Below are 1,037 nucleotides of genomic sequence, written 5' to 3'. Positions count from 1 at the left end.
CCTGCGATTTCTGTTCCACCAAGGCTAACCTTGCTGAAGGTGATCTTACGTGGAAGGTCATCATCTTTATCAGTTACAGTTACAGTTGAACCGTTTGTGGCAACTTTGTTTTCTTCACCCTTAGAGTCTTTTTCACCAACATTGGTCACTTCCACTGTGCCGTCATGTTTGACTTGGAAAGTGATGTCCGTTACTTTGAGGTAACCAGTTGGGGCTGCTTCCTCATGGAAGGTGTAAGTGCCTGGAGCCAAGTTGAGATCTTTAGACTTACCAGCTTCAGATGTCCAGCTTTCTACGGCTGTACCTTCTGCTTTGTCGCCCTTGTAGATCTTGATTTGAGCACCTGCGATTTCTGTACCACCAAGGTTAACTTTACTGAAAGTAATGGCTTTTGGACTATCATCGTCTTTATCCGTTACTGTAACAGTTGAGCCGTTGGTTACGACCTTGTTCTCTTCACCCTTAGAGTCTTTTTCACCAACGTTGGTCACTGCCACTGTGCCGTCAGTTTTGACTTGGAAAGTGATGTCCGTTACTTTGAGGTAACCGGTTGGAGCGGCTTCCTCATGGAAGGTGTAAGTGCCTGGAGCCAAGTTGAGATCTTTAGACTTACCAGCTTCGGAAGTCCAGCTTTCTACGGCTGTACCTTCTGCCTTGTCGCCCTTGTAGATCTTGATTTGAGCACCTGCGATTTCTGTACCACCAAGGCTAACCTTACTGAAGGTAATCTTACGTGGAAGGTCATCGTCTTTATCGGTGACTTTAATAGTTGAACCGTCAGTTACAACTGTATTGTCCTCACCTTTAGCATCCTTGGTACCAACATTGGTAACTTTAACTGTTCCGTCATAGTTAACTTTAAAAGTGATATCCGTCACTTTGAGGTAACCAGTTGGGGCTGCTTCCTCATGGAAAGTGTATGTACCTGGTGCTAAGCTCAATTCTTTAGATTTACCAGCTTCGGATGTCCAGCTTTCTACAGCTGTACCTTCTGCCTTATCGCCCTTGTAGATCTTGATTTGGGCACCTGCGATTTC

Annotated in this window: 1 protein-coding gene; it reads right to left on the bottom strand. The window is 45.2% G+C overall.

Annotation, left to right across the window (positions count from 1 at the left end):
• Nucleotides 1–1,037, bottom strand: a 1,037-nt coding sequence (locus GMD3S_RS0209475) for an MSCRAMM family protein (RefSeq protein ID WP_000341668.1), incomplete at both ends; no start/stop codon positions are given.

The sequence above is a fragment of the Streptococcus sp. GMD3S genome (assembly GCF_000298695.2).
GTDB lineage: Bacteria > Bacillota > Bacilli > Lactobacillales > Streptococcaceae > Streptococcus.
The sequence above is the reverse complement of the archived record's forward strand: the minus strand, read 5'-3'. Positions and strand labels throughout refer to the sequence as shown.